Source organism: Rickettsia sp. TH2014, from assembly GCF_019249195.1.
Lineage (GTDB): Bacteria > Pseudomonadota > Alphaproteobacteria > Rickettsiales > Rickettsiaceae > Rickettsia > Rickettsia felis.
The window spans coordinates 1-732 of the sequence record NZ_MXAX01000227.1; the positions used below are offsets into that span (position 1 = coordinate 1).

Below are 732 nucleotides of genomic sequence, written 5' to 3' on the forward strand. Positions count from 1 at the left end.
CTGTAAGATTAAATCTTGACTTCTACAGTTCCCGCATTCTATGTCATTCCTAGCTAGAAGCGGGAATCCAGAAAAAAAGCATAAATACAGCAAATTTTTAAAATTAAAAGYTCGATTTATCTCGCTTTATGCTGGATTCCCGCTTCTAGCTAGGAATGACATAGAAGCTATATAATAACAACTTCAGCTACTTGCAATGACGATATCTATAATACTAACCTTCCTTTGCAGAATTAATTATATCATTTTGATGCCAAATAACGTAATGTAGTTCAACATATACTACGATAGGTATTTTGCTATTATATCTTAAAAATATTTCAACGCCTAAAAATACACTAACCGGTTGCATGGTTGCTTTTATCCCAGGGCACGCCATCATTGTACTAGCAGGGTGATCGCTAACTTGATCGATTATATAATAATTATATCCCCATCCTTCTAAAGTTTTTGTTTCCAGATTACCGCCAAACCAAACACGATTACAATCTTTCATTGCATTTTTTGTTGCTTGCAATTCTACTTTTAGCTTTTCTTCATTAGACTCTGTAGGTAAATGAATTACATAACGCTTTTGATGTTCAAGTGGCGTAGGGTAGGGCGCAATATCTTTTAACCGCTTATCGGTATCAGCTAATAAATGAGTATTTAAAAAACATAATGTAAGAAATAGTATAATTTTATGGTCGTGTAGAAGTCAAGATTTAATCTTACAGACATTATAAAAATTAT

General features: G+C 32.8%; 1 protein-coding gene. It reads right to left on the reverse strand.

Annotated elements, in window-relative coordinates:
* Window positions 1–214 precede the first annotated feature (214 nt).
* The gene (gene eco / locus KYQ89_RS04570; RefSeq protein ID WP_218460607.1) at window positions 215–679 is read right to left on the reverse strand and encodes a serine protease inhibitor ecotin; all 465 of its coding nucleotides are present in this window, start codon (window positions 677–679) and stop codon (window positions 215–217) included.
* Window positions 680–732 lie beyond the last annotated feature (53 nt).